The following is a 26367-nucleotide window of genomic DNA, read 5'->3' on the forward strand; positions in this document are numbered from 1 at the left end:
GCTCTGGCGCTCAGGTGTACTTGAGGGCTTCCATCAATTCTTCGACGATCTCGACGCTGTCACCGCGCGTGGAGGCGGTGGCGACGTGGGCTTCCAGGTGACCCCGCAGCACGACCTCGCCTGCGCCGGACAGTGCTCCCTGCACGGCTTTGAGCTGCCGGAGCACGTCGACGCAGTACGCATCTTCCTTGTCCAGCATGGTGACGATGCTGTCCAGGTGACCCCGGGCAATCTTCAGCCGCCGCGCCGCGCGTTTGCGGGCGTCCTCGGGCATGCACAGGTGGCCCGGCGCGGCCGCGTGACAGGCAGCGGGACCGGCTTTCGCGGCCGTCACTTTAGGCGCGGACCTGGGCGCCGTAGCCTTCTTCCGTGACGGCGGCGATGAGGGCCTGAGGATCCGCTTCTCCCTGGACGCTGGCCATGCCGCCTTGCAGATCGACGCGAACGTCCTGCACGCCGGGGACACTCTTGAGCGCGTTCTTAACGGCCGTCTCGCAGTGGCCGCAGGTCATTCCATTGACAGTCAGTTCGGTGGTCATGGGTCAAGCCTAAACCCTGGAGGGGGGGATGTCAAGCGTATAACACTGCACTAATCGGCGGGTTTTGCCCATAGTGCCGACAGGAAGGGTTGTCACCGGGAGGTTCCTGACGTATGCTTCTGCTATACCCCCTGGAGGGGGATAGGAGAAGCCATGAGCAAAACAATGGAGCTGGGTGTGCAGGGCATGACCTGTGCCAGTTGCGTGGGGCGCGTCGAGCGGGGCCTGAAGAAGGTGACGGGTGTCGAGACCGCCACCGTGAACCTGGCCACCGAGCGCGCCACCGTCACCTACGACCCGCAGCAGACGGACCCGCAGGCCCTCCTCGCGAAGGTCAAGGATATTGGGTACGAGCCGCTGGTGGGCGAGGCTGACCTGAGCATTCAGGGTATGACCTGCGCGAGTTGCGTGGGCCGGGTCGAGCGCGCCCTGCGCAAAGTCGACGGCGTCCTGGACGCCACCGTGAACCTGGCCACCGAGCGCGCTTCCGTCCGTTACCTGCCGTCGGCCGTGAGCGTGGGCCAGCTCAAGGCCGTGGTGACCGCCGCGGGGTACGAAGTCCTGGACACCGGGGCGGGAGCGGACCGCAGCGACCAAGAACGTGAGGCCCGCGAGCAGGAAGTCCGGTCGCTGCGCCGGGCCGTGACCTTCAGCGCCATCTTCGCCATTCCCCTGGCCATCCTGGCGATGGTCCCGATGCTCGTGCCCGCCGTGAACGACTGGCTGATGGGAACTTTCGGACACGGGGTCATGACCACCCTGAACTGGGTCATGCTCGCCCTCGCCGTGCCTGTGCAGTTCGGCCCCGGGATGCGCTTCTACCGCCTGGGCTGGAAGGCGCTGAAAAACCGCTCCCCCGACATGAACTCCCTGGTGATGATCGGCACCTCGGCGGCCTTCTTCTACTCACTGGTCGTCACGCTCGCGCCGCAGGTCTTTCCCGAAGGCACCGCGCACGTGTACTACGAAGCGGCCGCCGTTGTGATCACCCTGATCCTGCTGGGCAAGTACTTCGAGGCCATCGCCAAGGGACGAAGCAGCGAGGCGATGAAGAAGTTGCTGAGCCTCCAGGCGAAGACGGCGCGGGTGGTCCGGGGCGGCCAGGAACTCGAACTGCCCACGGACGAGGTGCTGATCGGCGACCTGATCTCCGTCCGTCCCGGCGAGAAGATCCCCGTCGACGGCGAGGTCACCCTGGGCAATTCCTTCGTGGACGAGAGCATGATCACCGGCGAACCGATCCCCGTCGCCAAGCAGACCGGCGCGGCGGTCGTCGGCGGCACCATCAACCAGAACGGCGCCTTTCAGTTCAGGGCGACCAGGATCGGGGCGGATACGGCTCTCGCGCAGATCATCAAGCTGGTGGAGAGCGCCCAAGGCAGCAAACCCCCCATCCAGGGCCTCGCGGACCGGGTCGTCTCGGTGTTCGTCCCGGTCGTCATCGGCATCGCCGCCCTGACGTTCCTGATCTGGATGCTGGCGGGCGGGAGCACCGCCCTCTCGTTCGCCCTGGTCACGACCGTCGCGGTGCTGATCATCGCCTGCCCCTGCGCGATGGGACTCGCCACGCCGACCAGCATCATGGTGGGCACCGGCAAGGCCGCGGAACTGGGCGTGCTGTTCCGCAGCGGCACCGCCCTCGAAGGCTTGCAAGGCGTGAACGTGGTCGCTGTGGACAAGACGGGCACCCTGACCAAGGGGAAGCCCGAACTCACCGACTTGGTGACGGCCCCCGGCTTCGACCGGACCGAGGTGCTCAAGCTGGTCGCGGCGGCCGAAGAGCAGAGTGAGCACCCCATCGCCCGCGCCATCGTGGACGCGGCGAAGAGGGAAGGCATGGCCATCCTCCCCCTGGAGAGCTTCGAGGCGGTGCCCGGCTACGGCCTGGAGGCGCGCGTGGAAGGCCGCCTGGTGCAGGTCGGCGCCGACCGCTACATGCACAGGCTCGGGCTGAACGTGGGCGAGTTCACCGCGCAGGCCGAACGGCTCGGAGACGAGGGCAAGAGTCCGCTGTACGCGGCCATTGACAGTCAACTCGCCGCCGTGATCGCCGTGGCCGACCCGATCAAGGAGGGCAGCCCCGAGGCGGTTCAGGCGCTGCACCGCCAGGGCCTCAAGGTCGCCATGATCACCGGGGACAATGCCCGGACCGCGAACGCCATCGCCCGCCAGCTCGGCATCGACGAGGTGCTCGCCGAGGTGCTGCCCAGCGGGAAGAGTGACGCCGTGAAGGCGTTGCAGGCCAAGGGGCAGAAGGTGGCTTTCGTGGGAGACGGCATCAACGACGCTCCGGCGCTCGCCCAGGCCGACGTGGGCCTCGCCATCGGCACCGGGACCGACGTGGCCGTCGAGACCGCCGACGTGATCCTGATGTCGGGCGACCTGCGCGGCGTGCCCAATGCCTACGCGCTCTCACGTGCCACCCTGCGGAACATCAAGCTCAACCTGTTCTGGGCCTTCGCGTACAACATCGTGTTGATTCCGGTCGCGGCGGGCGTGCTGTACCCGGCCTTCGGTTGGCTGCTCAGCCCGGTGCTCGCCGCCGCCGCGATGGGCTTTTCCAGCATCTTCGTGCTGACCAACGCCCTGAGATTACGCGGGTTCAAGCCACCCGTTCGCCCGCAGCCGGTTTCCGTGGCTCCCCAGCGGCCGCTGCTCGATGCCCGCGTCTGACTGTGATCAAGTGGGCGCCTACACTTTTCCTCACAGGAGTTTTCCCATGACCAAACTGACTGTTGGACCCTGGATCGCCGCTCAGAAGCTTCCTCACCGTGACGTCTCGCGCAACCGCCCCGCCTTCCTGGAACGCACCCGGGTGCGGCAGGATACGCAGTCAGTCGCTGGCTTTCCCCTGGTGGGTCTGGGAGGCAGCTGCGGGAAGCCGTGCTTCGCCTTGCCTTACGTGCTCACGTGGACCGAAGAAAACACCCAGCAGCTTGAGGAGGTAGCGGCCGAGTTCGGGTGCTATGTCGAGTACGGCGTGTACCCCCACTTGAAGCTGCACGAGAACGATCAGGAGGTGGCCGCGGTGCAGGACTGGACGACGTCCGCCACCGTGTACCTGCGCCCCGGGTACGATCGGGCCGAGGAACTGCTGGTTCGGCTCGCCGACACGCTGAACCCGGCTTCCTCCTGAGGCGAGCGTTCTCGGAACCCGGGCGGCCGAGGACTCCTCGGCCGCCCTTCTTGTTCCTGGACCTGCCCCGCTTTTGCCGTTCTTCCGCTCATTGCATGCACCGGGTCGCCTACGGATCTGATGCTCGCTTGATCTTACTCACGACGCCCTCGGTCGGCCCGTTGCTCGGGCGCAGGGTCATGCTGGCCAAGAGGGCCTCTTGCTCCCCACAGGACTGGTCGCCAGCGTTTGGGGAGCAGGCAGGCCGTAGGAAGTGACTGGCTCCACCCGCCCATCAAGGCGGGAAACGCGGTGAGGCTCGCCCGGCAGGATGGCTGGCAATCGCTGCCAGGGAAGAAGGGGGAAAGTACACCAGGAACGGCTTCCTTCTGGGGCGAGACGGGCAGGACGTGGGCGGTCCTCTGCCCGCGCCAAGGTTCAGGGTGCTGAGGGGGCCGCGCCACCCCTCATACCGGGCATCGTCTCGTGATCCATACCGGGCATGGGAGGCAGACTGGGGTCCATCGCAGGAGTGGTGATCAGGCCGCGGTCCGACATCGAGTTGGCCAGCCAGGCCGCACCCAGGACTGCCGCCAGCACAAGGAGGGCGCCCAGCCAGAAGCCGGACCTCCCACGGCGAGACGGTGAGGGCGTCACCGGGATACCCGGCTGGGAGGAGGACGAACGGAAGAGACAGCGGATGTGGGTATAGGCATGGGGGAGACCCTCCGCCGGAAGCTTAGGCAGGGGCTGTTAGGTCCGTGTAAAGGTCTTTTGATTGCACCTGAACTCGACTCCTGTGCCGTGCAGCCCATGAGCGACCACCTGGCCTCCCGCGCCTGACGAGCCGGGCCTATACCCAGCTCAACGACGTGGACCGGGTGGTGGCGGACGTGCGGCAGGTGATGCGGTGACGTGGACGCTTCGGCGTTCCTGGAAGGCTGGACGGCTCGTGCTCGCTGCTGCGGTGGCCGGGCTGGCGGTCCTGGGCGGGTGGTGGTTCACGGTAGAGCGCCGATGGCAGGGCGAGGTGTACTGCATCGAGCGGCCGGGCACGCTGTGGAACGGCCTGGCGCCGCTGCCAAGTGGTCTGACGCCGGAGTGTCCGACCTACAGCCGGGCCTACCGGCAGGAGGTTCGCCAGGGGCTTGCCCGCATCGAGCAGTACCGGCTGTCCGGCTGGCAACCGAAGGCCCTGCTCGATCCGTTCAAGCGGGCGGGCTACTGGCAACTTAATGACCCGTTGCCGAGCAACTACGCGGCCTTCTTGAGCTGGGAAAGCGACGTAGTGCAGTACCTCGCCACCCGGGAGGAGGGCACCACGCTCGTCGCCATCAGCGGTCGGCCGTGAGGTTGTTCTCTCCTGGACGTTCAAATGGGGACAGGAGAGGAGGTTGAGAGCGCCTTGGCGTTTCTTCCGTGCCGCTGCTGGCGCGATCCCTCTACCCCAGCACCACGGCTTCTCCGTTAACGACAATGGAACGATCTGCCCTCCTCCCTCGGGGCGAACTCCTCTCGCGCCTACACCTGTACTTCTGTACAGACTTGCCTCCGACATTGCTACAGTCAGGTATGCCCCGTCTCGCCCTCCTCGCGCTGATTACCCTGTGCATCGTCCTCGACCTCGCCCTCAAAAGCTGGGCTCGCGCGGAGTTGCCCGGGGAGGTGCGGCCCTGGCTCCTCGGCGTCCTCGACCTGACCCTGACCTACAACACCGGCGCGGCGTGGAGCCTTCTGTCCGGCGCCGCCCTGCCCCTCGCCCTGGTGCGTGGGGCGGTGGGGCTGGGCCTGGTCGTCTTCCTGCTGCGGCGCCCCCGGCCCACCGGGCAGGCCCTCGCGCTCAGCCTGATCGCCGGGGGGGCCCTCGGCAACGCCCTCGACGGTCTGATCGCCGGGCGCGTGACGGACATGCTGGCCTCACCGGCGCTGTCGGCGGTCACCCGCGCCCTGGGACAGGGCGACTTCCCGGTGTTCAACCTCGCGGACGTCTGGGTGGTCTGGGGGGTGCTGCTCCTGCTGCTCAGCGAGTGGGTTCGGGCGCGCCGCACCCGCGGCGTGGTGCCCGCATGACGGGGCCTGCGCGCGGAACCTTCCCGCCTGGCCCCCCGGACGGCGGGCGGGCCCCATCCGAGGTCGAGGATCAGCGGCTGGCCCGGCTGGGAGGCGCTGGCGCCCTGCTGGCGGGTCTGCTGTTCCTGCTCTCCCTGGTTTACGTGTATGGCGTCCTGGCCCAGGCCGGGCTGGACGTTGAGATGTTCGACGATCAGGCGCGTCTGTTGCCCTGGGTGGCCGAGCACGCCCGCGCCTACACCGGCTTGTGGTGGCTGACCCTGCTCTCCACCCTGGCCGTGCTGCCCGCACCGCTGGCGCTGCATGACCGGCTGCGATATGGGGCCCGAGGTGTCTCCCGCGTCGCGGCCGTGGCCGGGCTGGGTGGCGTGGTCTTCGGGCTGGCCGCCCCGCTCGTGCTGGCCGCCGCGTCGCCCATCCTGGCGCAGAGCTACGTGCAGGCCTCCGGGGAGACGCGGGACGCGGTGCAGGTCATGGGCCGGATGGTCGGGGACCTAGCCCTCCACCTGCGCCTGGGATCGGACCTGCTCCTCGGCGTGTGGTTGGGTGTGAGTGGGGGTCTGCTGCTGCGCCTGCGACAAAACGCCATCTTGGGCACGTGGTTCCTGGTGACGGCGGTGCTCGCGGGCGTGGTGATCGCCACCAAACCGCTGGGGATCGCGGACCTAGAACCGTTCCTCGCGCCGGTGCTGAGCCTCGCGTACCTGGGGCTGGGCACGGCGCTCCTGCGTGGTGCGGGGGCCACCCGGGCACCCACCGGCACACCGCGCCCACCTGCATGATGGCTCCCATCTCAGCTCTGTTTCCTGGTGTGCCTAGCAAGGTGGACGGCTTGATGGTGGAAGTGGTGCTGGACGAACCGGGCACCCCACCCCAGGCCGGGGATACGGTGTCCGACCCGGCCGGGAACGACGACCGGGTCTTGCAGAGTCTCAGCCTGGGCGCGGCCCAGGGATGGTGGCTGATCGAGGGCCAGCTCATCCTCTGAAATCAGCGGGGCGTCCTCTTCACCCTCCACCGGGCACACGCGAGCCCCAGGAGGCCCAGGGCTGATCCCCCCACCGGCCAGTTCCCCAGCCGGACGTACCAGGTCTGCCCTTCCTGCAAGGCAAAGCGCGCCTGAAGCGTTCCCGCCTGCTTGACCGGCAGCGCCTGCGTCACCCGGCCGCGCGGGTCGATCACTGCCGTCACGCCGATGTTGCCCGCGCGCAGCAGGAAGCGCCGGGTCTCAATGGCCCGCACCCGGCCCAGTTGGAAGTGCTGCGCCACCCCGTTCCCCGCGTTGAACCAGCCGTCGTTGGACACGTTGACGAGCACGGCCGCCCCGTCCTGCACCAGGCCGCGGGCAATCCCAGGAAATACGCTCTCGTAACACACGTACGCCCCGTACGCCACCCCGCCCAGCGTCAGCGGCCGGTCGAGGCGACCTGGAAGGAGGCCCGTCAGGTCGGGCAGCCCCAGCGCCCGGAAGACCCGCCCGTACAGTGGGGCCAGGGATTCACGCAGCGGGAAGTACTCGGCGAACGGCACCCGCCGCCGTTTGTCGTAGGCGGCCGCTAGGCCGCCGTCCCACGCCTCGACCCGGTTCTGACCCGGGTGGGCGACGCCGATCAGCAGGGGCCGGGCGGGCAGGCGGGCCAGGTCATCCCCCGTAACGGCCGTTTCCGGCCAGATGGCGACGTCTCCAGCCGCAGTGGAACTGAGACGGGCGTAGACCGGCAGCGGGTCGGCCCTGCCCGCGACCTTGTCCAGCGGGTTGAGGTTGCCCTGGACCAGCAGCGCCTGGTGGGTCGGTGGCGTGACCTCTGGCCGCGTCAGCCCGTACGCCAGTGCCAGACCCCAGACGGGCAGCACCAGCGCGAGGGGACGAACCTCTCGCCGGGCCAGGCTGGCGAGCGCCGCCGCCAGGGTCGTGACGAGCAGGCTGGCGAGCAGGACGCCGCCGAGGTCAGCCACCTGGATCAGCGGGGTGGGCAGCAGCGTGTAGCCTAGCGTGCCCCAGGGAAAGGCGAAGGGCCCCAGGTGCCGCAGCCACTCCAGCAGCACCCACCCGAACGCCAGGCCCCAGACCCGCCCCAGGAAGGTGGGAAACAGCCGCGCCACCAGCAGCCCCAGCAGCGCGTAAAAGGCTCCTTCGAGCACGAACAGCGCCGGGAAGAGCAGCGCGCCCGCCACGCCGAAGAGCTGCGCGAAGCTGAGCGGCAGGAACAGCAGGTGCAGGGCGAAGAAGGCGGTCATCCCCCAGAACAGCCGGGCAGCGACCACGCGCGGGGCCGCCGGGTTACAGACCCACCACAGCAGCGCGGCGAGCGGCAGCGGGGTCAGGACACTCCAGCCGTACGGCACGGCCGTCAGCGCCAGCGCGGCCCCCAGCAGCATGGACAGCAGGACGGCCGCCAGACCGGACTTGTTCCTCTTCATGCACACACGCTCCCCGACCAAGAGCACCCCGCTGTGCTTGATATCTGTACATTCATACAGATATCTTAGGGCATGACAGGTTTCCCCTCCACCTCAGGGACGCCCCTGCGCTACTTCGTGAACAACATGGACTGCGCCGACTGCGCCAACAAGGTGCAGGGCGTGGTGACTCGTTTGCCGGGAGTGGGGGAGCCCAAGGTCAACTTCACCACCCAGACGCTCAGCCTCACGCTGGACGAGACCAGGACGCCGAGGACACAGCTCGAACAAACCCTGCGCTCCATCGGCTACCCACCGGAATTGCAGGGCGAAGTTAGCACCACGCCCGGCACAGCCACCCCAGTCACTCCCCGTCCAGCCCGGGTCGAACTGCCCTGGTACCAGACCGGGAAGGGCCGCAACGTCTTGCTCACGGGTGGGCTGCTCGTCGTCGCCCTGCTGTTCAGCCTGATCGCGCCTCCCTTCGCCTTCTGGGCGTACGCGGCCGCGACCGCCATCGGCACCTGGCCGCTCCTCCGCAAAGCGGTCGCCAGCGCCCGCCTGGGTGAGCCTTTCACCATCAACACCCTGATCAGCGTGGCCGCCATCGGCGCCATCGCCATCGGGGAGGCGGCGGAAGGGGCACTCGTCGTCTTCCTCTTCGCCATCGGCGAACTGCTGGAGAACGTCGCGGCCGGGCGGGCCAGGGCAGGGATTCAGGCGCTCGCGGCGCTGGCTCCCAAGACCGCCCTGCTGCTCGAAGGTGGTCAGACCCGCGAGGTGCCCGTCGAGGGGCTTCAGGTCGGCCAGTTCGTGCGGGTCCAGCCGGGTGGCCGTGTCCCAGCAGACGGCACTATCACCGAGGGCGACTCCAACCTCGACGACTCCCCGGTGACCGGCGAGAGCGTGCCCGTCCACAAGCGTCCCGGCGATCCGGTCTACGCGGGCAGCATCAACACCGACGGGGTGCTGACCGTCCGGGTGGACCGGGGGGCCTCGGACAACACCATCGCCCGGATCATCCACCTGGTCGAGGAGGCCGAGTCGTCCAAGGCACCCACCGCGCGCTTCATCGACCGTTTCTCCCGCTGGTACACCCCGGCGGCGATGGCCGTGGCCTTCCTGTTCGCCGTCCTCCCACCTCTGCTGTTCGGCCAGCCCTGGAACGAGTGGATCTACAAGGGCGTGGCCCTGCTCCTGATCGCCTGCCCCTGCGCCCTGGTGCTGAGCGTCCCTGCTGCCGTGACCAGCGGTATTTCCGCCGGAGCCCGGCGCGGCCTCCTGATCAAGGGCGGCGCCGCCCTGGAGACCATCGGCAGCGTCTCGACCATCGCCTTCGACAAGACCGGCACCCTCACCGAGAACAAGCCACAGGTGACGGACATCGTTCCCCTGGGCGCTTCCGAGCAGGAGGTAGTGACCCTGGCCGCCGCTGTCGAAACTGGCAGCGCGCACCCGCTCGCCAAGGCGATCCTCGCCCGTGTCCAGGGGCAGGCCGTTCCCGCTGCCCAGGACGCCAAGGCCATTTCCGGCAAGGCCGTGACCGCCACAGTGCAGGGCCGTGCCCTCGCGGTGGGGTCCCCGCGCTACGCCGTGGAAGTGGCCTCCTTGAGCCCTGACGAGCAGGCGCAGATCGCCCGGCTGGAGGAGCAGGGCAAGACGGTGGTGGTGCTGCTCGACGGCCGCCAGGTGCTCGGTTTGCTCGCCATCCGGGATGAGCCACGTCAGGACGCGAAGGAAGCGGTGGCCCGGCTCAAAGGTCTTGGCGTCCGTTCCCTCATGCTCACTGGCGACAACGCCCGCACGGGGAACGCCATCGCGCGTGACCTGGGATTGGACGTGGAAGCGGAACTGCTGCCGGAAGACAAGCTCCAGCGCATCGCGGCCTTGAAAGCCTCCGGTAAGGTGGCGATGGTCGGGGACGGCATCAACGACGCCCCTGCACTGGCCCAGTCGGACGTGGGCATTGCGATGGGTGGCGGGACGGACGTGGCCCTGGAGACCGCCGACGCCGCCCTGCTGCGCCATTCGGTCACCGGGGTCGCGGAACTGGTGCAGCTCTCCCGTGCGGTCATGACCAACATCCGTCAGAACGTCGCCTTCGCCCTGGGCCTCAAGGCCATCTTCCTGGTCACCACGTTGCTCGGGATCACCGGCCTGTGGCCCGCCATCCTCAGCGACACCGGCGCTACGGTGCTGGTGACGGCCAACGCCCTGCGCTTGCTGCGCTTCAAGCCCGGCGCGTGAGCGGCTGCCCACCGCAGCCCTCGCCTTCGCAGCAACGAACTACCACGAACCCCCTTTCCGGTACAGCCCTGGCCTTCGGAACCCACAGCGCATGCACCGTCAGCGGTGGCCATCAGCAAGGTGAACGCCCATGAGCGACTCCCGGACAGACGACGACGCACCCCACCTCGACGCCAGCCAGGCGGCTGACCGCCGCATCCTGTGGCTGGTGCTGCTGATCAACCTCGGGCAAGCCCTGGCTGGCGCGGGGGTCGGCGTCTGGGCATCCTCTACGGCCGTGATCGGCGCGGCCCTCGACAACCTGGCCGATGCGTCTGTCTACGGCGTCAGCCTCTACGCGGTGGGCCGCGCCGCCACCATCAAGGTCCGCGCCGCCCGCCTGTCCGGGTGGCTCCTGATCGGCCTCGCGGCGCTGCTGTTTGTGGAGGTGCTGCGCCGGTTCTTCGGGGGTGAAGAGCCGATCGGTCCCGCGATGATGGCCGTGGCCGCCGTCAACGCGGCGCTGAACCTGGTCTGCCTGCGGCTCCTCAGGCGCCACCAGGGCGAGGACGTCAACTTCAAGGCGTCGGCCATCTTCACCAGCAACGACTCGCTCGTGAACCTGGCGATCGTGCTGTCCGGAGCGCTGGTGCTGTGGTTGGATTCGAACCTGCCGGACCTGATTCTCGGCCTGGTCGTGTCGGCTATCGCGGCCAACGGGGGCCGGGAGATCCTGTCCGAAGCCGCTGAGGCGGCGGAAGATGCCCGGTCGGAGGCTTGATGCCGCACACGCCCTCCCTGCTCCCTCACTTCCTTTCCTTCTGAGGTGTCCCATGCCCCCGACTGTGACCGTCTACACCGTCCCCAACTGCTCGTCGTGCGAGGCCGTCAAACGCTTCCTGGGAAGCCGTGGCGTGCCGTTCACCGAGAAGAACGTTCGCGAGGACCCCGCGGCCCTGGCGGAGATGCAGGCCCGGGCCAACGTCCGCATCGCCCCGGTGACCGTGATCGGCGAGCAGGCCTTCTACGGCACCTTCGACGACCAGCGCCCCCTGCTGGAGGCCGCTCTGCGGGAGAATGGAGTATGACCACGACCCCTGACGTGAAGACTGACCGCGCCGCGGACTGCGAGGTCCACTGTGTCCACCCGGAGGCGGTGGCGCGGGTGGAGGCCGGGCTGCCTGACGACGCTTTGATTGAGCGCGCGACCAGCCTGGTCAAGGTGGTGTCTGACCCCACCCGGCTGCGTATCCTCTCGGCGCTGGCACTGGAAGACCTGTGCGTGTGCGACCTGGCGGTGATCGCGGGCATCAACGAGTCCACCATGAGTCACCAGCTGCGCCACCTGCGGGCGCTCGGCCTGGTGACCTTCAGGAAGGTGGGGCGGATCGCGTATTACCGGCTGGCGAACGACCACACCACGCGGCTGATTGCGGACATGCTGGCGCATGCCCGGGTCATGTGAGGACGGGGCCGCATCAGGCGACCGTTCCGCCCTCGTCTTTTCCCAAGGACTTCTCTTGAACGACACCATCGCAGCAGCCCTCCTGGGTCTGGTCGAGGGCATCACCGAGTTCCTGCCAGTGTCCTCCACCGGCCACCTGATCGTCACCGCCGACCTGCTGGGGTTTCGTAACTCGGGTGGCACCTTCGAGATCGTCATTCAGCTTGGGGCGGTCCTGGCAGTGATCGTGTACTACTGGCGCGATCTGGTCGGCCAGGCCCGCGCCCTGCCCACAAGCGTGGACGCGCGCCGCTTATGGCTGGGCGTCGCCCTGGCCTTTGTGCCAGCGGCGGTCCTGGGCTTCCTGTTCAGTGACCTGATCACCCGTTACCTCTTCTCCCCGGTCACCGTGGCGATCTCCCTGATTCTTGGAGGCATCGCGCTGTGGGTGATCGAAGGGCGGCCTGTGGCGGCCACCACGCAGGGCCTGACCCAGGTGAGCCAGCGTCAGGCCCTGGTGGTGGGGTGCGCGCAGTGTCTTGCCCTGGTGCCGGGCGTCTCGCGCAGCGCGTCGAGCATCATCGGCGGCCTGCTCACCGGCCTCGACCGGCCGACTGCCACGGCCTTCTCGTTCTACCTGTCGATCCCGACCCTCGGCCTGGCGACCCTGTATGCCCTGGTCAAGGGCCGGGAGGTGCTGGGCGCGGCGCAGCTCGGTCCACTCGCTGTCGGGCTGGCCGTGTCCTTTGTCACGGCGCTGCTGGCCGTGGGCTGGCTGCTGCGCTATGTCTCCCGGCACAACTTCCGGGCCTTCGCGGTGTACCGGGTGCTCGCGGGTCTCGCCATCCTGGGGTGGGCGCTGTGGCGCTGAGCAGGCCGGTCTGGCTGACCCCGGAGCAGGCGACCTTGCTGATCCCGCTCGTCGTCAGGGCGCGTCAGAATGCGTGGCCCGACCCGATCCTACGCGACGAGACGGCGGCCCAGGCGTTGCTTCGTCTGGGGCAGGCCGCCCCGCCCCTGCCTGCCCTGCGCGGCGACGCCTTCGGGCTGGCCCTGCGTGCCCGGCACCTCGACGGGTGGACGATGGCCTTCCTCGCGCGGCACCCGGCGGCCACTGTGCTTCATCTGGGCTGCGGTCTGGACGGGCGGGTGGACCGGGTAGACCCCCCTCCCGGCGTGCGCTGGTTCGACCTCGATCTGCCGGACGTGATCGCGCTGCGTCGGGTCGCCTACCCCCGCGAGGAGGGACCGAGCTACCAGATGATCACCGCCTCGGTGACGGACGCAGGGTGGCTGCGGTCGGTCCCCGCAGATCGCCCGGTGCTGGTGGTCGCGGAGGGGTTGTTGATGTACCTGCCGGAGGCCGAGGTGCGCGCGCTGCTCACGCGGCTGGGTGGGGCGTTTCCTTCGGGGGAGCTGGTGTTCGACGCCCTCAGCCCGCTGGGGGTGCGCTGGGGCGCGCGGCACCCGGCCCTACGCGCGTCCGGCGCCACCTTGCGCTGGGGCCTGGAAAACCCCCGGGAGGTGGAAGCCTGGCCTCCAGGCTTCCACCTCCTTGACGACGTTGGCCTGCTGGGTCTCCCGGGATTCGCGCGGCTGCCCAGGGTGGAGCGGACCGCTTGTCGGGTGCTGCGGCAGGTCCCAGCGCTGCGGCGGCTGCACCGCCTGCTGCGCTACCAATTCTCGCCATCGGGGCGCGCTGTCGGCGTGCCAGGGTTCTTCTCACCCTGACGGCACGCCTTGAGGGGGACACCCATGCCTCAGTCCAACACCTCCACGGGAAGGCGTGCCGCCCTGGGGTTGCTGCTGGCCTTGCTCCTGCTCGGTCTGCTCAGCGCCTGGGACCGGCGGCTGGATGCTCCGCCCCTCGAGGAGGCGCCGACCGGGGACGTCACACCGGCGGGTCCTGCCCGCTGAATGGAAGGCTCAGGTTGAGTCGGGCATCACGTGGACGGGGTATCGCCCGGCAAGAAGGGAGCACGATCAGTCTCGCCCAGGAGAGGGCGTTGGTCCTCAGACACACCCGGACGGCCGTTGAAACCTTGGGGAGCGTGCATCCGCCTGGGGCAAGGACCGGAGCAGGGCTGGTGGGCGAGTCCACCTCCCCCACACTTACGGCAGGATCTGTGACAGGGCCGAGCCGTTCCCAGGCTTCATGAAGACGTACCCTCCCACTTCCTGGATCAGGAAGTTCCCCTGCCGGAGTTCGGCGCTCAGCTCCTCAAAAAGCGTGTGAAACGAATTGGCGACCACCCGGGGACAGGGGATGTCCAGTCCGAAGACGACGACCTGGCCCCACACGCCCGACGCCACTGGGGCCAGAGAGAAGCCGGGAAAATTCCCGGTGTTGTCCGTGAACAGCGGGACGTGGTGCGGATTCGGTTCGTACGCCTGCGTGCGCCCGTCCAGATTCGTCACCGGCACAGGCCCCTCACGTTCCAGGAGGCGGGCGACGCTCTGGCGATGGTGGGTGATGCCGTGCGCACTCATCGGTTTCAGGCCAAACAGCAGGCGGTGCCCGGCCCGTTGCCCGTTGTGGGTGGCGAGCACCTGATGGACGTCGTTTGGAGGCGGGCTGTTCAGCGCCGCGGTCAGGGCCCGGAGGTCCTCGGCCGGGGCAGGCGGGGCGAGACCCGCGAGCAGCCCGGGCGTCAGGTCGGAGACACAGTTCGGGAAAGCTGTCCAGGACACGAGATTGCTCTCCTGCCCGCCAGGGGGGCGGCCGGGCCCAGGCCATCGCTCACAGCCTGCCCACCCCGATCTTGTCCAGCCCGACGTTCAGCCGCTCGCGGTTCAGGCCGCCCCGGTCCAGGTGCTGAACCACGCCTGCCCTGTCGATGAAGAACGTCTCGGGAATGCCGCCTACGCCGTAGTTGATCGCGGTTCTGGACTGGGGGTCACGCAGGCTGGGATACGCGAGGGCGAATTCACGAATGAAGTCGCGGGCGTTCTGTTCTTTGGTCTCCTGGAAGAGGATGCCGATCACGGCGAGGCCCTGGCTGGCCTCCTGCCGTTCGCTGAGTTCACGGAACAGGGGCGCTTCCTCGCGGCACGGGGTACACCACGACGCCCAGAAGTTCAGCACGACGGGCCGACCACGCAGGTCCGCCAACCGAACCGGCGCACCGTCTAGGCTCTGGAGGGCGAAGGCGGGGGCTGGCTTTCCGACGAGCGGGCCGCCGCTGGTTGTGCCGCGCGCTGGGTTGAGCAGGGCCACGCCCAGGACCACCGCGAGGGCAGCCGCGAGCACGGGCGGCAGCAGGCGTCGCCACAGGGTCACCGGGGCGTGAGGGCCAGGGGAAGGGGAAGTCGAATTCACGGGTTGCGCCCTTCCAGTGGCCAGGGGCAGGCCTCTGCCCCCTTCGTCAGCAGGGCCGGAGCGGAGTGGACTGCGGCCCCTTGAACCTCAGCCCTCAAGGTGTGCTTCCCGGGCGTGTAGTCCTCGAAGCTTCGCCTGCTCCAGTGCACTTCAGCAGACCGTGCAGGGAACCCCATCGGGCACCAGGGCCAGGACGGAGAACGGCGCGGGAAGTGAGGATCGGCGTCCTGGAAAGACCGATGGCTGAGGACACTGGACGCATACACTTGTAAGGTATCTGTACAGACGTACAGATGTCATGAGGATGGCAACCAGGATTTGAACATGCGGAGAAACTGTAGCTGAGGCTGGCAAAGGCGTGGCGTTCCGGGAAGGTCTAAGCTAAACGGTCAGGGGGCTTTCCCCAGTGCAGACCCTGGTTCATGGCTGGTACCCTGCCACGAGCCTATGTCACGTTGACTCTGGCCCAGCGTTGGTTTTCACGCCATTCCTGGGGTGACCCCTCCTGCAAGGAGACTCCATGCAGCAGCACTGGACCGTTGAGGACTTGATCGACGACTGGACCCTCCTTCCTGCCGAGCAGGCTCTCCTCGCGGGCAGCCATGAGGCCAATTGCCTTGGCCTTGCGGTGATGCTCAAGGCCTTCCAGCACGAGGGCCGATTCCCGGCCCGCACGAGGGACGTCCCCCACGCCGCCGTGGCGTTCGTCGCCCGTCAGGTGGGCGTTAAGGTCACGCAGTTCGAGCGGTACGACTGGCGGGCGCGCACGCCGCTGATCTATCAGCACGTCAACCCGGATGGCATCTTTCGCCTCGACATGACCACCCGCCTGGACCTGGGACGCGCAGCGGCCTCAGCAAAGCGCGGCCAGTCCTCGTCCTCCCGCGCTTTGCTCAGGCCACCTTCTTGTCTCGTCCTTTTGCAAGCTGGCGCAGCTGCCCGATACCGTTGGCGAAGTCCGGGGGAAGCTGGGTGAGGCCGGTGTTTGACGGACCCGACCGATAGCTCGACCCTCCGACAACACACCTGTTTTCGACTTCGCCCACGGTATCGCTTCCCTGACGGAGGCCCATGACCGGGAGCCTGGGGTACGATTTAGAGGCAACGGAACGGAAGGCTGCTGTTGCTTCGCTGCTCCGCAGCCAGGAGTGTTGAACATGACCATCAGGACCGTCGCGGTGTGTGGCAGTGGAGTGCTGGGTTCGCAAATCGCCTTTCAGACCGCCTTCCACGGCTTCGACGTACGCGTCTATGACATCAACGACGAGGCCATCACCCGGGCCAGGGCCACGATGCAGGGCTTGCAGGAGCGGTATCAGCAGGACATCCAGGCCACGCCCGAACAGACCCAGGCCGCGCAGGGCCGCCTGTCGTTTTTCACCGACCTGGGCGAGGCGGTGCGCGGCGTGGAGCTGGTGATCGAGGCCATCCCGGAAGTCATCGACCTCAAGCGGGACTTCTACCAGAAGCTCGGCGCGATCGCCGACCTGGACACCATCTTCGCGACCAACACCTCGACCCTGCTGCCCAGTAACCTGATGGAGGCCACCGGGCGACCCGAGCGGTTCCTGGCCCTGCACTTTGCCAACCAGATCTGGGTGAACAACACGGCGGAGATCATGCGGACCCCGAGAACCGACGACGCCGTATTCGATCAGGTGGTGGCTTTCGCCAAAGACATCGGCATGGTCGCGCTGCCGCTGCACAAGGAGCAGCCAGGGTACATCCTCAATACCTTGCTGGTGCCGCTGCTGGGGGCAGCCCTGGAACTGGTCGTGAAGGGGGTCGCCGATCCACACACGGTGGACAAGACCTGGATGGTGGCGACCGGTGCGCCACGGGGACCCTTTGCCATTCTGGACGTGATCGGCCTGACGACGCCGTACAACATCAACATGGCGGCGGCGGCTGAGGGCGACGAGGGGCGCGGGGCGGTGGCGCAGTACCTCAAGGAGCAGTACATCGACCGGGGCAAGCTGGGCATCGCCACGGGTGAGGGCTTTTACACCTACCCGAACCCGGCCTACCTCCAGCAGGACTTCCTGAAGTAACGGCTGGATTAGGCGTTGGCGAAGTCAGGCGGGGAGTGGCAGGCGGGCAAACTGGGCTGTGCGGGTGGTCGCTCTCGGCACCCCCTGCCACCATGCATACACGCGCCGCAAGTTGATGCCCGCAGCAACGGCCGTGCCCTGAACGCGCAACTTGGCTTCCCGCGGTACCGATCGGTTCGTGCCCCATGGGCACGAACGGCGACTGACACGGTTCCTTCCGTTCCAGCGATTGCTGCTGAATTCGCAGAGTGCGCAACGCCTCATAAGCAGCTTGGTCCTGAACCGTGATCTTGCGGCCCAAGTGCTTTGACTTCGTGCAACGTGGCTTATCTGGGCATCGGTTGCAGAGCCCACGTCGAACCCGTGACGGGCGCGCTCATGCTGGCCCCAGCGAGCGCACTCGTGGAGAGCAGACGAAACCAGAGCGCCGTCGCAGAAGTCCCACCTCCAGCATGGAGAACCCAGTGTCCCGTTCGCGTAGGGGATCGCCAGCATTCAGGTGCCTCCCCGCTGCCAAGACCTGTTCATCCGTCACCGGGGGCCGTCGGCTCTTCAGCCCCCTTGAAACCGGCGGGCGTTCCTTCACCCGGCGTCACGTGCGGCGGCCGGGTCGAGGGCAGAAAGTGGCGGGTGATGCCCAGACTGGCGTCGGTCTTCGCGATGGACACCGCCGCGTCGGGTTCGAGGCCGCTGAGCGCACGGATGCAGTCCACGTTCTCGGGAATCACGATGGCCTCGTTGTGCACCTGGAAGGTGAGGTACACCTCGCGCCCGTCGCTGGCCAGGGCGTCCTCCCACACCGCCACCTCCCACATGTCGCCGCGGGGGCGCCGGAGGTCGCGCATCAACTCCATCACGCTGTTGAGCGCCTCCAGGCCATCCGCCGCACGCACCAGCGCCACACGCGGCGTGTCCAGAAGAATCGCGCGCAGCTCTTCCACGTCCACCGGGCGCGTCGTCTCGATCATGGCGAAGTGCAGGTGGCTGAGGTTGTAGGGACCCGCCCCGGCCAGGGTGGTGATGTCCAGCCCCGGGATCACCGTCTGGGCGTCCGGGCCCTGATGGCTGGGCACCTTCGTTTCCGGGATGGCCGTGTTGATCATGCCGTTCCGGTGCGACTCCCACGGGTCGGTCGCGCGCCGCATCAGTACGGCCCGTACGCGCCTGGCCAGGCCGCGTCCGTGCAGGGCGTGGCTGATCCGGCTGAGGGCGGTGGTATTGCAGGACACCACCCGCGCGGAGTCCCGGTTCAGCGCCCCCGCGTAATTCACCTGCGCCACGAACGAGTACCCCGCCAGTTCGTGCTTCTCCCCCCCCTGCCAGATCGCCTTGACGCCCGCCGCCTGGTACGCGGCCTGGTTGGCAGCTGCGACCTTCTTGGGGGCGCAGTCCACCACCACCTCCACCTGCGCCAGTAGTTCCTGGAGCGTTCCGGCCACGGGCACCCCGGCGGCCTGCATCTCGCCCGACCTTTCCGGAACGCTGGCGTACACCGGGTACCCGCGCTCGACCGCCACACGAATGCGGTAGTCCGATACTACGTCTGCCACACCCACGAGCTCCATGTCATCCTGCGCGCTGACCGCGTCCGCAACGCGCTTGCCGATCACGCCGTAACCGTTGACGGCCACCCGAACTTTTCCCGTCGATAAAGTCATGCTGTCCTCCCTTTCCAGAACACCAGAGGTGGTGTGCCATCCGAATCCAGCCTCGGCAGCCGGGTCAAGCAGGCCCGGCCTCGCGGCTGAAGCTGCGCTGAACATCGCGTCTCCCGTCTGGGTGCGGCCGGAGGTCCGGGCCACCTGGCGAACAGTTGCCGGGGCTCCCGAGGTGCGTCGGGCGTGTGGAGCCACAGGTTCAGGCCCTCCTTCCGCGCCCTTGGCCCCGGAGCGGGCGTGCCAATGCTCGCCGCCGCTCACGTGGCGGCCGGGCTCAGCCCCCCACCTGCGCCACCATGGACGGCCGAACTCCCCGGCCAGGTCCGCGAGCTGGCGCACCCGCCCGGCCCCCACCGTGCCGAGCGAGTGCTGGCGCTCCCGCTCATCCCCGAGCCCCATCGCCTCCTGCCACATGGCGCGTCCCGCCAGGAAGCCGGACGCCCCGGCCTGGGCCGCGATCCGCACCTGGCGGGCGAACAGCTCGAAGGGCATGCCGCCCGACAGCAGGATCCACGGGGCGCTGGACGCGGCATCCAGCGCCTCGCACGCGGCGCGCATCCGGCCCTCATCCTGCTCGAAGCGTGGGTCGGTGGGAGACTCCGCCTTGAGGACGTCCACGCCTAGCGCGGTGAGTTCCCGGGCGCTGCGGATCACCAGGTCAGGCTTACGCCGGGCGAACACCTCGGGGGCCTCGTCCCCGGGCGTGCCGGGGTACGCGACGGGCTTGACCAGGGCAGGCAGGTCCTCTTCCCGGCAGGCGGTGATGAACGCGGAGGTCACCTCCCGCTGGCGCGCCGCCGCGTCCTCCCGGCCAGGGTGGGAGGGCACCAGCAGCTTTGCCGCGTCCGCGCCCATTCGCCGGATGCGCTGCACGCTCCACCCGGTGTGCCGCGTTCCGTGGTCGTCGTTGTGCCTGGTGGCCTGCGCGCCGACCAGCATGCCCGTGTCCCGCGGCAGCGCTCCCGCCGCAATGGCCTGCGCCGCCCCGTACATGGGATCGAGCAGCACCGCGCTGGACACCGGGGCCAGGGCATGGGTGAGGTCCAGCTTGTACCCGGTGAGGCGGGCGGCGCCCACCGCTTCCGGGTGCTGGGGGTCGATCGTGCGTTGCAGCGACCCGCGGTGGTCGAGGGCCGTCATCACGAACAGCCCTTCCCGGGTGGCGAGGCGTTACAGTCCGCGGAGTTTCCTGATCGTGAGGGCATCCTGGCTTCTCCTGGAGTTTCCGGGGTCCCGGAGGGAGACAACGAGGCAACCGGACCAACGGGTCGGCGGCGGGCGCCCTCTCAGTGGTGGCTTTCGTGTTGCTCTTCGCCGGGACTTGGCTCTATCTTCATCTGGCCCAGACCCAGGTCACGGACGCCCCCCGGAGTCGGCGCGAGGGGCGAGAAGCTCACCCCGTTCGGCCCCCCACCGGTCGGCACCCGCGCGACGGTGCGGCGGGCCGCCAGATCGACCACCGCGAGGGTATTGGCGTAAGTGTTGGTGACGTACGCGAAGCGCCCGGTGGGGTCCACCGTCACGCCGTGGGCGCCCGCGCCGGTCGCGATGTCCGCCACCACGCTGAACTTCGCGGCGTCGATGACCGATAGGGTCTGGCCGGGGCGCTCCGGGGTGCCCTGGTTGGCCGCCAGGACGAAGCGGTTGTCCGGGGTCACGGTGATCTGGATCGGCCCGGGACCCACCCGCACCTTCCCGAGGACCTTCCGGGTGGCGACGTCGATCCTGGCCACCGTGTTCTCGTCGCGGAGCGTGACATACGCCGTCTGGCCGTTCGGCGCAAATGCGACCTGCGCCGGGGCGCGGCCGACCGGAAGCTCCGCGACCGTGCGGGAGGTCCGGGCGTCGATCCAGCTCACGCTGTTCCCGCCGGTGTTCGCCACGAGGACCCACCGCCCGTCCGGGCTGGGGCGCAGGCCGTGCGGGTGCGCCCCCACCTTCACGGTCGCCAGAGGCTGAAGCGCGGCGGCGTCGATGATCGTGACGGTGCCGTCCTCGCCATTCGTGACGTACGTGCGCTTTCCGTCAGGACTGACGATGACGTGGGCAGGAGACGCCCCGGTCGGGACACTGCCCAGCAGCCGGTAGCTGGCCGCGTCGATCTTGACCGCCCGCGCCTGCTCGCCCAGCACGACCCAGACGCTCTTGCCGTCGGGAGCGAGCTGAACATTGTGGGGCGAGGGCACCCCGCTCAGGGTGGCCTGGACGCGCCGGGTGGCGGCGTCGATCACCGTCAGGCTCCCGGTCGTCTCATCCGCGACCCAGACACTTCCGCGCACATTCGGCGCCCCTCCTCCACCCAGGGTGGTCGCGGTGGACACGCCCAGGAACAACCCCAACAGCGGAACGACTTGCAGCATACGAGTAGACATTGCTTCCTCCGGAAAACCGAAACGGCGTGAAGGCACTCCGGCTCCTGCCGTCCTGGTGTGCCGTCCTCGGCCCGACGTCATGCTAGGGCGGGTGTGTAAAACTTGTGCAAAGCCGCACATGCTGTTGCCCTGAGCCTTCGGTCGTCCCGGGACCCCCGGTAGCCCGGGAAGACCAGGCTGACTTGGGGGTACTCATGGTGCAGGGACGCTGCCAGGGCCACGGGACAGGTCATTTGGAATGAAGAGCACGCGCGGTGGCCCAGGGCGACACGGTAAACGCCCGGCTGCACCTTTCTCCCGGGGAGCGTCGAGGCGAACTTGGAAGCCGCCCTGGGGAGGCGGGGGGTCATCTCCACGGACGTGCGCGTGGAGGTGGTGGAGCAGCTTTTTGCGGACCGCGCTGGGCGAGACGCCCCTGAGCCGAGTGCAACCCGCTGAGCCGGAATTCGGAGGAGCGGGCCTCCGTCCTCCGGCTTTACCGAAATTAAACAGACCTTCCCTATGGTGAGGTCCGTGAAACGTTTGGGAATGTGCTTGAACTGGGAGGTCGCCCAGGGCCTCGCCATCGCCGTGACGTTGTGCTGGACGGTGTTCTCCGTTACGTCAGGGGCGGCGCTGCCCTTCTTGCTGGCCGCCGCGTGCCCACTCTCGATGCTGTGGATCAGACACGCCGCGCCGCCCCTGGCCCCTGCGTCTGCTCCGGGGCTGGCCGGGAGCGCGTGACATGACGACGAGCGCTCGGCATCGGCGCCGCGCGGCATTGCCCCTGGCCCTGCTGGCCGCGGCCGCGCTGGGCGGCGCGCTGTGGTGGCAGACGCAGGGCACTCCGGCTCAGGCCGCGGGGCGGCTGAGCGGCGACTTCCACGCCCTGCGGGTCCTCCCAGATGGCCGCCTGTTGTACGGGGAGCACGCGGGCGTTTCGGTCAGCGAGGACGGCGGAAGGACCTGGGGCGCTGCCGAGGGTGCCGGAGACGCCATGTCGCTTGTCCCTGCGATGCCCGGCACTCTGGTGATGGCCGGGCACGACGTGCTGAAGGTCAGCCGGGACGGCGGGCAGACCTGGCAGGAGACCGGATTCGGGAATCTGCCGGGCACGGACATCCACGGGTTCGTGACCCTGCCGAGTCGGCCGAGCGTGTGGTACGCGAATATCGCCGGGCAGGGCCTCTACCGCGCCGAGAACGGGCAGGACTGGCGCTTCGTTTCCCCGGCCACGGCGGGCGCGATGGCGCTCGCGGCAGGCCCGGGGGAGATCCCACGGCTCTATGCCCTCAGCATGGGGGAGGGGCTGATCGTTTCGGATGACGGCACGACCTGGCGACGTGCCGGAGCCGCGCCTCGGGCCGCCGGTTCCGGCCTCGACGTTCATCCCGTGAGCGGGAACGTCTATCTCGCTGGTCCCGCCGGTATGGCGCGTTCGGAGGACCGGGGCGCGAGCTGGACGAACCTGGGGCTGCCCGAAGGCGCGCTGCTGGTCACCGCCGACCCCAGGGACGAGACGAGGCTGTATGCCGCCGGTGAAAGCGGCGCGGTGTACCGCTCGGCGGACGGGGGGAAGACTTGGAGCCAGTGACGCCGCGCTGGCGGCTCGCCGCGGCAGGCACCCTCGTCGCCGCGCTCCTCCTCGCGTGGCCAGCCGCCTCCCCGGTCCTGCGGGAGGTGGCCCTCGACCTGTACCGGCTGAGCGGCACCCTGAATGCCGCCCTGGCAGGCCCCGTCACGGCCCTGCGAGCCCGGACGGGCGCCTCGCTGCTCACGCCGTTCTTGCTGGGCCTGCTGGCCGCCACCGCCCCCTGCCAGCTTTCGACAGGTGCGGCGACCCTCGCGTACGTCGCGCGGGACGGGCACGCCAGGGGGGTGTGGCCGCGCAGCCTGGCCTTCGTGGGGGCGCGCGTGCTGGTGTACCTTGCGCTGGGCGCTGTAGCCGTGTACGCCTTTGGCGGCAGCGTGACCGCCTCCGGCGACTTCTTCATGGGTGTTCGGCGGGTACTGGGCCCGCTGATGTTCCTCGTGGGCCTGGTGATGGTGGGCGTGGTTCGCCTCCGCTTCACCCTCGGAACGCGCCTCGCGGGGCGGCTAGAGGAACGCGCCCGCGTGGGACGCGGCACGCTGGGTGCGTTCCTCCTGGGTCTGGCCTTGAGCCTCGCGTTCTGCCCGACGCTCTTCCTGCTCTACTTCGGTCTCACCCTCCCGCTGATGCTCACTGCGCCGCTGGGCGCACTGTACCCGGTCGCGTTCGTGCTGGGGATGACGCTTCCCCTGCTCGTCCTGGTCGCGTTCCTGCCCGGCGCCTCGGCCAGCGAGCAGCAGACGTATGTCGGTGGACTCGGGCGCGTCCACCAGCTGGCCACACCGCTGGCCGGGGCCGTGTTCGTCCTGGCGGGGCTGTACGACACCTTCGTTTCCTGGCTGCTCTGATGGAGATGGGGACGCGGCAGAGCGCAGCGGTGGCTGCGGGGCTTCGGGGGCCCCGCCTGTTCTCCTGAGGCCTCGCCCGGATGGGCAACGTGCCTCTCGTTCCAGGCCAGGGCCGCCACTCAGGTGTCGGGCCGCGGGGGACAGACCGGAGTGGCGAACGAGGTTCAAGGGGGCAAGTTGCACCAGCGGCACGGCCCCCACGCCCAGGCTGGGTATGGGCGGGATGCGGGCGTTGTACGGCCACCCGCCGAGTGCGCAACATCCCCCTGCACAGCACCGCCGCCAGGAGTAGCCATCTCCCACTCCGGAGCCAGGAGGCGGGAGATCCGTCCATGACGCGAGAGAGTGGCATGCTCAGCTTCTCCCGGGCGGAGAAGGCAGGCCGTGCCGGGGATGGACAGAGAGGGCGCGGATGAGCGCCCGGCAGTTCTCACGCTGCACCTTCAAGCGCAGACGCGGACCTTTTTGTAAGCCTGCGGTATGCAGCGGAAGAGCCGCATCACCAGGCCTCCCTCCAGGCGTCCCGCCGGTCAGGTCTTGCGGCGTCATCCACTCCGGGTGTGCCCCACCAGGGACACACTCTTCTCCTGGGTGAGGCCCGCAGATGTTCAGTACAAACTCAGAGGGTTGACAGGCGTTCCCTGCACCGTGACCCGGTAGTCCAGGTGTGGGCCGGTACTGTTCCCGGTACTGCCCACCCGCGCAATCACCTGACCAGCTTCCACGCGAGTCCCCACCCGGGCCAGGTTGGCGCTGTTGTGGCTGTAACGGGTGGTCATCCCGTCGCCGTGGTCGACGAGGACAGTCCAACCCCAGCCGCTCTGACTGTCGAAATGAGACTCCGTGACCACGCCCGGTCGTGCAGCCCGGATAGGCGTCCCGGTCGGGGCGGCCAGGTCCAGACTCGGGTGGCTGGCAAGAAAGGGCGTGGTCAGGCGGCCCTGCACTGGCATCACGGCCGTGACCCGAATGGCCGCAGCACGCACGGTCGGGGTGGCTGGCTGACGCGCGGCGGATCTCGTGGACGGCAGCGCAAGCTTCTGGCCGACCTGGAGGGGTGCCTGAGGATCAAGGCCACGGTTGGCGGAGAGCAACGCCGCCAGCGTGATGCCTTGACGCTGGGCGACGGTGGAGAGCGTGTCGCCGCGGCGTACGGTCCAGCTGCCGACAGCCCCCGGCAAGGTCAACCGTGCGCCTGCCTTGAGCAGGCCCTGACGCACACTGGGATTGGCCTGAATCAGGGCGTTCACGGTGGTGCCGTGGCGGACCGCCAAGCGCGTGAGCGTATCGCCCGGCTGGACAGTGACGGTGGCGGCGGCCGCCAGGCTGAGCCAGGTCAGGGCCAGGGTCGCAATAAAAGGCACTCGCATGAATGTCGAGCAGCATGCTGGAGTCTTGTAAAGATTGGGTAAAGTTCAGGCGCCAGCTCGCAAGGGCTGCGGCATTCCGCCGGGAGGAGGCTTTGAAACATCAAAAACGCCCATGCCCTGACCAGCGGGGCATGGGCGTCATGGGAGAAATTTACAAGCCGCGCTTCATCAGCCAGGTGCGGAAATCGTACATCTCCTGAGCCTGGGCCCGGACGATGTCCCGGGCAAGCTTGAGCACGCGCGGATCACTGGTCTTCTCGAGCGCCATATTCGCCATCTCGATGGCGGACGCGTGGTGGGGCAGCATGCCCTGCACGTACGCCACATCCGGGTTCTTCGCTTTCGTCACCATATCAGCCATCCCGCTCATGCTGCTCTTCATCATGTTGGCCATGGCGGCATTGCTGCCCCCGTAGCTCTTGAGGAGCGTGTTCATCTGGTTGATCTCGCGGTTCTGATCCTTGATGACGGCGTTGGCCCAGGTTTTGACCGTCACGTCCTTGCTCCTGGGAAGCACGGCCTTCGACATGTCCACGGCCATCTGGTGGTGCGGGACCATCATGCTGAGAAACGCGCGGTCGAAGGCTTTCCCTTGAAGTTTTTCGAGGCCACTCATGTCCATCTTCATGGTCATGCCGGTCATCGTGCTGCCGGACATCTGGCTGTGGTCCATCCCGCCCATGCTGCTCTGCGCGACGGCCGCGCCAGCCAGCACCATTCCTGCTCCCACCATCAACATCGGGTTCCGTTTCATGGCCCCAACATACCGGGGGCCTGTAAATATTCTGTAAACCGCTTCGGCCGCACCGGAGGTCACCCGACGTGCCCACGGCGCACTTCAGGCAATTGAACTCAGGCCGACCTTTACACCAGCTTAACAAGCGGGACATACCCTCAACCACAGCCAGGTCGCATCCGGTCCGGGCACTGGAGGTGGCATGGATCCTGTCTTTTTGCAGATCGGCAATTTCACGATTGCCTGGTACGGCGTCCTGATCACGCTGGGCATCGTCCTGGGCGTGTGGATCGGAACCCGGCTGGCCCGCGAGCGCGGCCTGAACGTAGACCTCTTCAGCGACATGGTGCTGTGGGCCATCGTGTGGGGTCTGGTCGGCGCCCGCATCGTGTTCGTGGCGACCTCCTGGGAACAGTTCGCCAATATTCCCTTTCCGCGCATCCTGCTCGACATCGTCAACCTGCGCCAGGGCGGCATCTCGATTCACGGGGGGCTGATCGGCGGCATCCTGGTGCTGATCTACTACACCCGGCGCTACAAACTCAATTTCTACCAGTACGCCGACCTGTTCGTGCCGGGCGTGGCCTTCGGGATCATCGGCGGGCGCATCGGCAACATCATGAACGGCACCGATACGGTGGGCCGGGTG

The 26367-nt window shown here is 68.2% G+C and carries 28 protein-coding genes and 1 pseudogene; 19 read left to right on the forward strand and 10 right to left on the reverse strand.

All coding sequences use genetic code 11. The features are described 5' to 3' along the window. Positions 1-10 precede the first annotated feature (10 nt). Together HNQ09_RS08780 and HNQ09_RS08785 are read right to left on the reverse strand one after the other, a co-directional pair. Positions 11-274, reverse strand: coding sequence for a metal-sensitive transcriptional regulator (locus tag HNQ09_RS08780; protein ID WP_019009372.1), 264 nt, complete (start codon positions 272-274; stop codon positions 11-13). 61 nt (positions 275-335) lie between these two features. Further along, positions 336-539 (reverse strand): CopZ family metallochaperone, encoded by a 204-nt coding sequence (locus HNQ09_RS08785; protein ID WP_184028049.1) that lies wholly within the window; start codon positions 537-539, stop codon positions 336-338. Positions 540-692: 153 nt separating this feature from the next. Between HNQ09_RS08785 and HNQ09_RS08790 the strand changes: the two genes are divergently transcribed. The 6 genes from HNQ09_RS08790 (at position 693) to HNQ09_RS08815 (ending at position 6712) form a co-directional block, all read left to right on the forward strand. Then, positions 693-3212: a heavy metal translocating P-type ATPase gene (locus HNQ09_RS08790; protein WP_184028052.1), complete on the forward strand. Its 2520-nt coding sequence runs from the start codon at positions 693-695 to the stop codon at positions 3210-3212. A gap of 46 nt (positions 3213-3258) precedes the next feature. Continuing rightward, the gene (locus HNQ09_RS08795) at positions 3259-3675 is read left to right on the forward strand and encodes a hypothetical protein (RefSeq protein WP_184028055.1); all 417 of its coding nucleotides are present in this window, start codon (positions 3259-3261) and stop codon (positions 3673-3675) included. A gap of 931 nt (positions 3676-4606) precedes the next feature. Further along, on the forward strand, positions 4607-5005 hold the full coding sequence (locus tag HNQ09_RS08800) for a hypothetical protein (RefSeq protein WP_184028058.1): 399 nt from the start codon (positions 4607-4609) through the stop codon (positions 5003-5005). A gap of 221 nt (positions 5006-5226) precedes the next feature. Further along, entirely contained in the window at positions 5227-5724 is a 498-nt protein-coding gene (gene lspA, locus HNQ09_RS08805; protein WP_184028061.1) for a signal peptidase II, read from the forward strand. Then, complete coding sequence (locus tag HNQ09_RS08810) at positions 5721-6506, forward strand: DUF4386 family protein (protein ID WP_184028064.1); 786 nt, start codon at positions 5721-5723, stop codon at positions 6504-6506. Before lspA ends, HNQ09_RS08810 begins: the two co-directional genes overlap by 4 nt. 29 nt (positions 6507-6535) lie before the next feature. Then, the gene (locus HNQ09_RS08815) at positions 6536-6712 is read left to right on the forward strand and encodes a hypothetical protein (RefSeq protein ID WP_184028067.1); all 177 of its coding nucleotides are present in this window, start codon (positions 6536-6538) and stop codon (positions 6710-6712) included. 2 nt (positions 6713-6714) lie between these two features. Here HNQ09_RS08815 and lnt read toward each other — a convergent pair whose 3' ends face one another. After that, entirely contained in the window at positions 6715-8145 is a 1431-nt protein-coding gene (gene lnt / locus HNQ09_RS08820) for an apolipoprotein N-acyltransferase (RefSeq protein WP_246363236.1), read from the reverse strand. A 72-nt stretch (positions 8146-8217) separates the two neighbouring features. On the opposite strand from lnt, the gene HNQ09_RS08825 reads away from it, so the two are divergent. From HNQ09_RS08825 to HNQ09_RS08855, 7 genes are all read left to right on the forward strand, one after another. Further along, on the forward strand, positions 8218-10371 hold the full coding sequence (locus HNQ09_RS08825) for a heavy metal translocating P-type ATPase (RefSeq protein ID WP_184028070.1): 2154 nt from the start codon (positions 8218-8220) through the stop codon (positions 10369-10371). Positions 10372-10501: 130 nt separating this feature from the next. Beyond that, a complete protein-coding gene (locus tag HNQ09_RS08830; RefSeq protein WP_184028073.1) occupies positions 10502-11131 on the forward strand; it encodes a cation efflux transmembrane domain-containing protein in 630 nt (209 codons plus the stop codon). Between the two features lie 52 nt (positions 11132-11183). Continuing rightward, a complete protein-coding gene (locus tag HNQ09_RS08835) occupies positions 11184-11438 on the forward strand; it encodes a glutaredoxin family protein (RefSeq protein WP_184028075.1) in 255 nt (84 codons plus the stop codon). Then, positions 11435-11815, forward strand: a complete 381-nt coding sequence (locus HNQ09_RS08840) for an ArsR/SmtB family transcription factor (RefSeq protein ID WP_184028077.1) — start codon at positions 11435-11437, stop codon at positions 11813-11815. The genes HNQ09_RS08835 and HNQ09_RS08840 overlap by 4 nt, the downstream gene beginning before the upstream one ends. Before the next feature lie 55 nt (positions 11816-11870). Next, the gene (locus tag HNQ09_RS08845; RefSeq protein WP_246363237.1) at positions 11871-12665 is read left to right on the forward strand and encodes an undecaprenyl-diphosphate phosphatase; all 795 of its coding nucleotides are present in this window, start codon (positions 11871-11873) and stop codon (positions 12663-12665) included. Then, the gene (locus HNQ09_RS08850; protein WP_184028081.1) at positions 12656-13525 is read left to right on the forward strand and encodes a class I SAM-dependent methyltransferase; all 870 of its coding nucleotides are present in this window, start codon (positions 12656-12658) and stop codon (positions 13523-13525) included. Before HNQ09_RS08845 ends, HNQ09_RS08850 begins: the two co-directional genes overlap by 10 nt. Positions 13526-13549: 24 nt before the next feature. Continuing rightward, entirely contained in the window at positions 13550-13711 is a 162-nt protein-coding gene (locus HNQ09_RS08855) for a hypothetical protein (protein WP_184028083.1), read from the forward strand. A 195-nt stretch (positions 13712-13906) separates the two neighbouring features. On the opposite strand, the gene HNQ09_RS08860 is transcribed toward HNQ09_RS08855, so the two are convergent. Then, positions 13907-14485, reverse strand: coding sequence for an SMI1/KNR4 family protein (locus tag HNQ09_RS08860; protein WP_184028085.1), 579 nt, complete (start codon positions 14483-14485; stop codon positions 13907-13909). A gap of 49 nt (positions 14486-14534) precedes the next feature. Then, positions 14535-15074, reverse strand: coding sequence for a TlpA family protein disulfide reductase (locus HNQ09_RS08865; protein ID WP_343057692.1), 540 nt, complete (start codon positions 15072-15074; stop codon positions 14535-14537). Positions 15075-15633: 559 nt separating this feature from the next. Between HNQ09_RS08865 and HNQ09_RS18865 the strand changes: the two genes are divergently transcribed. Further along, positions 15634-16089, forward strand: coding sequence for a DUF4158 domain-containing protein (locus HNQ09_RS18865; RefSeq protein ID WP_246363238.1), 456 nt, complete (start codon positions 15634-15636; stop codon positions 16087-16089). Positions 16090-16270: 181 nt separating this feature from the next. Next, positions 16271-17164 (forward strand): 3-hydroxyacyl-CoA dehydrogenase, encoded by an 894-nt coding sequence (locus HNQ09_RS08875; protein WP_184028090.1) that lies wholly within the window; start codon positions 16271-16273, stop codon positions 17162-17164. A 524-nt stretch (positions 17165-17688) separates the two neighbouring features. On the opposite strand, the gene HNQ09_RS19145 is transcribed toward HNQ09_RS08875, so the two are convergent. The 3 genes and pseudogenes from HNQ09_RS19145 to HNQ09_RS08885 all read right to left on the reverse strand — a co-directional run bounded on the left by HNQ09_RS19145 (position 17689) and on the right by HNQ09_RS08885 (position 21182). Continuing rightward, positions 17689-18927, reverse strand: coding sequence for a type II glyceraldehyde-3-phosphate dehydrogenase (locus HNQ09_RS19145; protein WP_343057696.1), 1239 nt, complete (start codon positions 18925-18927; stop codon positions 17689-17691). Between the two features lie 159 nt (positions 18928-19086). Beyond that, positions 19087-19980: pseudogene (locus HNQ09_RS19150) on the reverse strand (tagatose 1,6-diphosphate aldolase); the annotation flags it as partial. Positions 19981-20108: 128 nt separating this feature from the next. After that, the gene (locus HNQ09_RS08885; RefSeq protein ID WP_184028093.1) at positions 20109-21182 is read right to left on the reverse strand and encodes a YVTN family beta-propeller repeat protein; all 1074 of its coding nucleotides are present in this window, start codon (positions 21180-21182) and stop codon (positions 20109-20111) included. A gap of 525 nt (positions 21183-21707) precedes the next feature. Between HNQ09_RS08885 and HNQ09_RS08890 the strand changes: the two genes are divergently transcribed. The 3 genes from HNQ09_RS08890 to HNQ09_RS08900 are packed head-to-tail and all read left to right on the forward strand — an operon-like array spanning position 21708 to position 23612. Next, the gene (locus tag HNQ09_RS08890; protein WP_184028095.1) at positions 21708-21917 is read left to right on the forward strand and encodes a hypothetical protein; all 210 of its coding nucleotides are present in this window, start codon (positions 21708-21710) and stop codon (positions 21915-21917) included. 1 nt (position 21918) lies between these two features. Continuing rightward, positions 21919-22767, forward strand: a complete 849-nt coding sequence (locus tag HNQ09_RS08895; protein WP_184028097.1) for a WD40/YVTN/BNR-like repeat-containing protein — start codon at positions 21919-21921, stop codon at positions 22765-22767. Next, positions 22764-23612 carry an urease accessory protein UreH domain-containing protein gene (locus HNQ09_RS08900; RefSeq protein WP_184028100.1) on the forward strand — a complete coding sequence of 283 codons (849 nt, stop codon included), beginning with the start codon at positions 22764-22766 and terminating at the stop codon, positions 23610-23612. The genes HNQ09_RS08895 and HNQ09_RS08900 overlap by 4 nt, the downstream gene beginning before the upstream one ends. Positions 23613-24220: 608 nt before the next feature. Here the strand turns inward: HNQ09_RS08900 and HNQ09_RS08905 are convergent. Both HNQ09_RS08905 and HNQ09_RS08910 read right to left on the reverse strand, forming a co-directional pair. Further along, positions 24221-24982 carry a LysM peptidoglycan-binding domain-containing M23 family metallopeptidase gene (locus HNQ09_RS08905; protein WP_184028102.1) on the reverse strand — a complete coding sequence of 254 codons (762 nt, stop codon included), beginning with the start codon at positions 24980-24982 and terminating at the stop codon, positions 24221-24223. A 151-nt stretch (positions 24983-25133) separates the two neighbouring features. After that, complete coding sequence (locus tag HNQ09_RS08910) at positions 25134-25736, reverse strand: DUF305 domain-containing protein (protein WP_184028104.1); 603 nt, start codon at positions 25734-25736, stop codon at positions 25134-25136. A gap of 184 nt (positions 25737-25920) precedes the next feature. Here HNQ09_RS08910 and HNQ09_RS08915 point away from each other — a divergent pair. After that, positions 25921-26367 (forward strand): prolipoprotein diacylglyceryl transferase (locus HNQ09_RS08915; protein ID WP_184028106.1); only part of this gene is annotated, 447 nt, incomplete at its 3' end.

This window comes from Deinococcus budaensis, assembly GCF_014201885.1.
Classification (GTDB): Bacteria; Deinococcota; Deinococci; order Deinococcales; family Deinococcaceae; genus Deinococcus; species Deinococcus budaensis.

Bases quoted from the DNA above. Each gene is read 5' to 3' on its own strand.
- HNQ09_RS08895 (WP_184028097.1), top strand. From the start codon at position 21,919: ATGACGACGAGCGCTCGGCATCGGCGCCGCGCGGCATTGCCCCTGGCC.
- HNQ09_RS08910 (WP_184028104.1), bottom strand. From the start codon at position 25,736: ATGAAACGGAACCCGATGTTGATGGTGGGAGCAGGAATGGTGCTGGCT.
- HNQ09_RS08790 (WP_184028052.1), top strand. From the start codon at position 693: ATGAGCAAAACAATGGAGCTGGGTGTGCAGGGCATGACCTGTGCCAGT.
- HNQ09_RS08905 (WP_184028102.1), bottom strand. From the start codon at position 24,982: ATGCGAGTGCCTTTTATTGCGACCCTGGCCCTGACCTGGCTCAGCCTG.
- HNQ09_RS08835 (WP_184028075.1), top strand. From the start codon at position 11,184: ATGCCCCCGACTGTGACCGTCTACACCGTCCCCAACTGCTCGTCGTGC.
- HNQ09_RS08795 (WP_184028055.1), top strand. From the start codon at position 3,259: ATGACCAAACTGACTGTTGGACCCTGGATCGCCGCTCAGAAGCTTCCT.
- HNQ09_RS08855 (WP_184028083.1), top strand. From the start codon at position 13,550: ATGCCTCAGTCCAACACCTCCACGGGAAGGCGTGCCGCCCTGGGGTTG.
- HNQ09_RS08840 (WP_184028077.1), top strand. From the start codon at position 11,435: ATGACCACGACCCCTGACGTGAAGACTGACCGCGCCGCGGACTGCGAG.
- HNQ09_RS08825 (WP_184028070.1), top strand. From the start codon at position 8,218: ATGACAGGTTTCCCCTCCACCTCAGGGACGCCCCTGCGCTACTTCGTG.
- lspA (WP_184028061.1), top strand. From the start codon at position 5,227: ATGCCCCGTCTCGCCCTCCTCGCGCTGATTACCCTGTGCATCGTCCTC.
- HNQ09_RS08875 (WP_184028090.1), top strand. From the start codon at position 16,271: ATGACCATCAGGACCGTCGCGGTGTGTGGCAGTGGAGTGCTGGGTTCG.
- lnt (WP_246363236.1), bottom strand. From the start codon at position 8,145: ATGAAGAGGAACAAGTCCGGTCTGGCGGCCGTCCTGCTGTCCATGCTG.
- HNQ09_RS08830 (WP_184028073.1), top strand. From the start codon at position 10,502: ATGAGCGACTCCCGGACAGACGACGACGCACCCCACCTCGACGCCAGC.
- HNQ09_RS18865 (WP_246363238.1), top strand. From the start codon at position 15,634: ATGCAGCAGCACTGGACCGTTGAGGACTTGATCGACGACTGGACCCTC.
- HNQ09_RS19145 (WP_343057696.1), bottom strand. From the start codon at position 18,927: ATGTTCAGCGCAGCTTCAGCCGCGAGGCCGGGCCTGCTTGACCCGGCT.
- HNQ09_RS08885 (WP_184028093.1), bottom strand. From the start codon at position 21,182: ATGCTGCAAGTCGTTCCGCTGTTGGGGTTGTTCCTGGGCGTGTCCACC.
- HNQ09_RS08810 (WP_184028064.1), top strand. From the start codon at position 5,721: ATGACGGGGCCTGCGCGCGGAACCTTCCCGCCTGGCCCCCCGGACGGC.
- HNQ09_RS08780 (WP_019009372.1), bottom strand. From the start codon at position 274: ATGCCCGAGGACGCCCGCAAACGCGCGGCGCGGCGGCTGAAGATTGCC.
- HNQ09_RS08785 (WP_184028049.1), bottom strand. From the start codon at position 539: ATGACCACCGAACTGACTGTCAATGGAATGACCTGCGGCCACTGCGAG.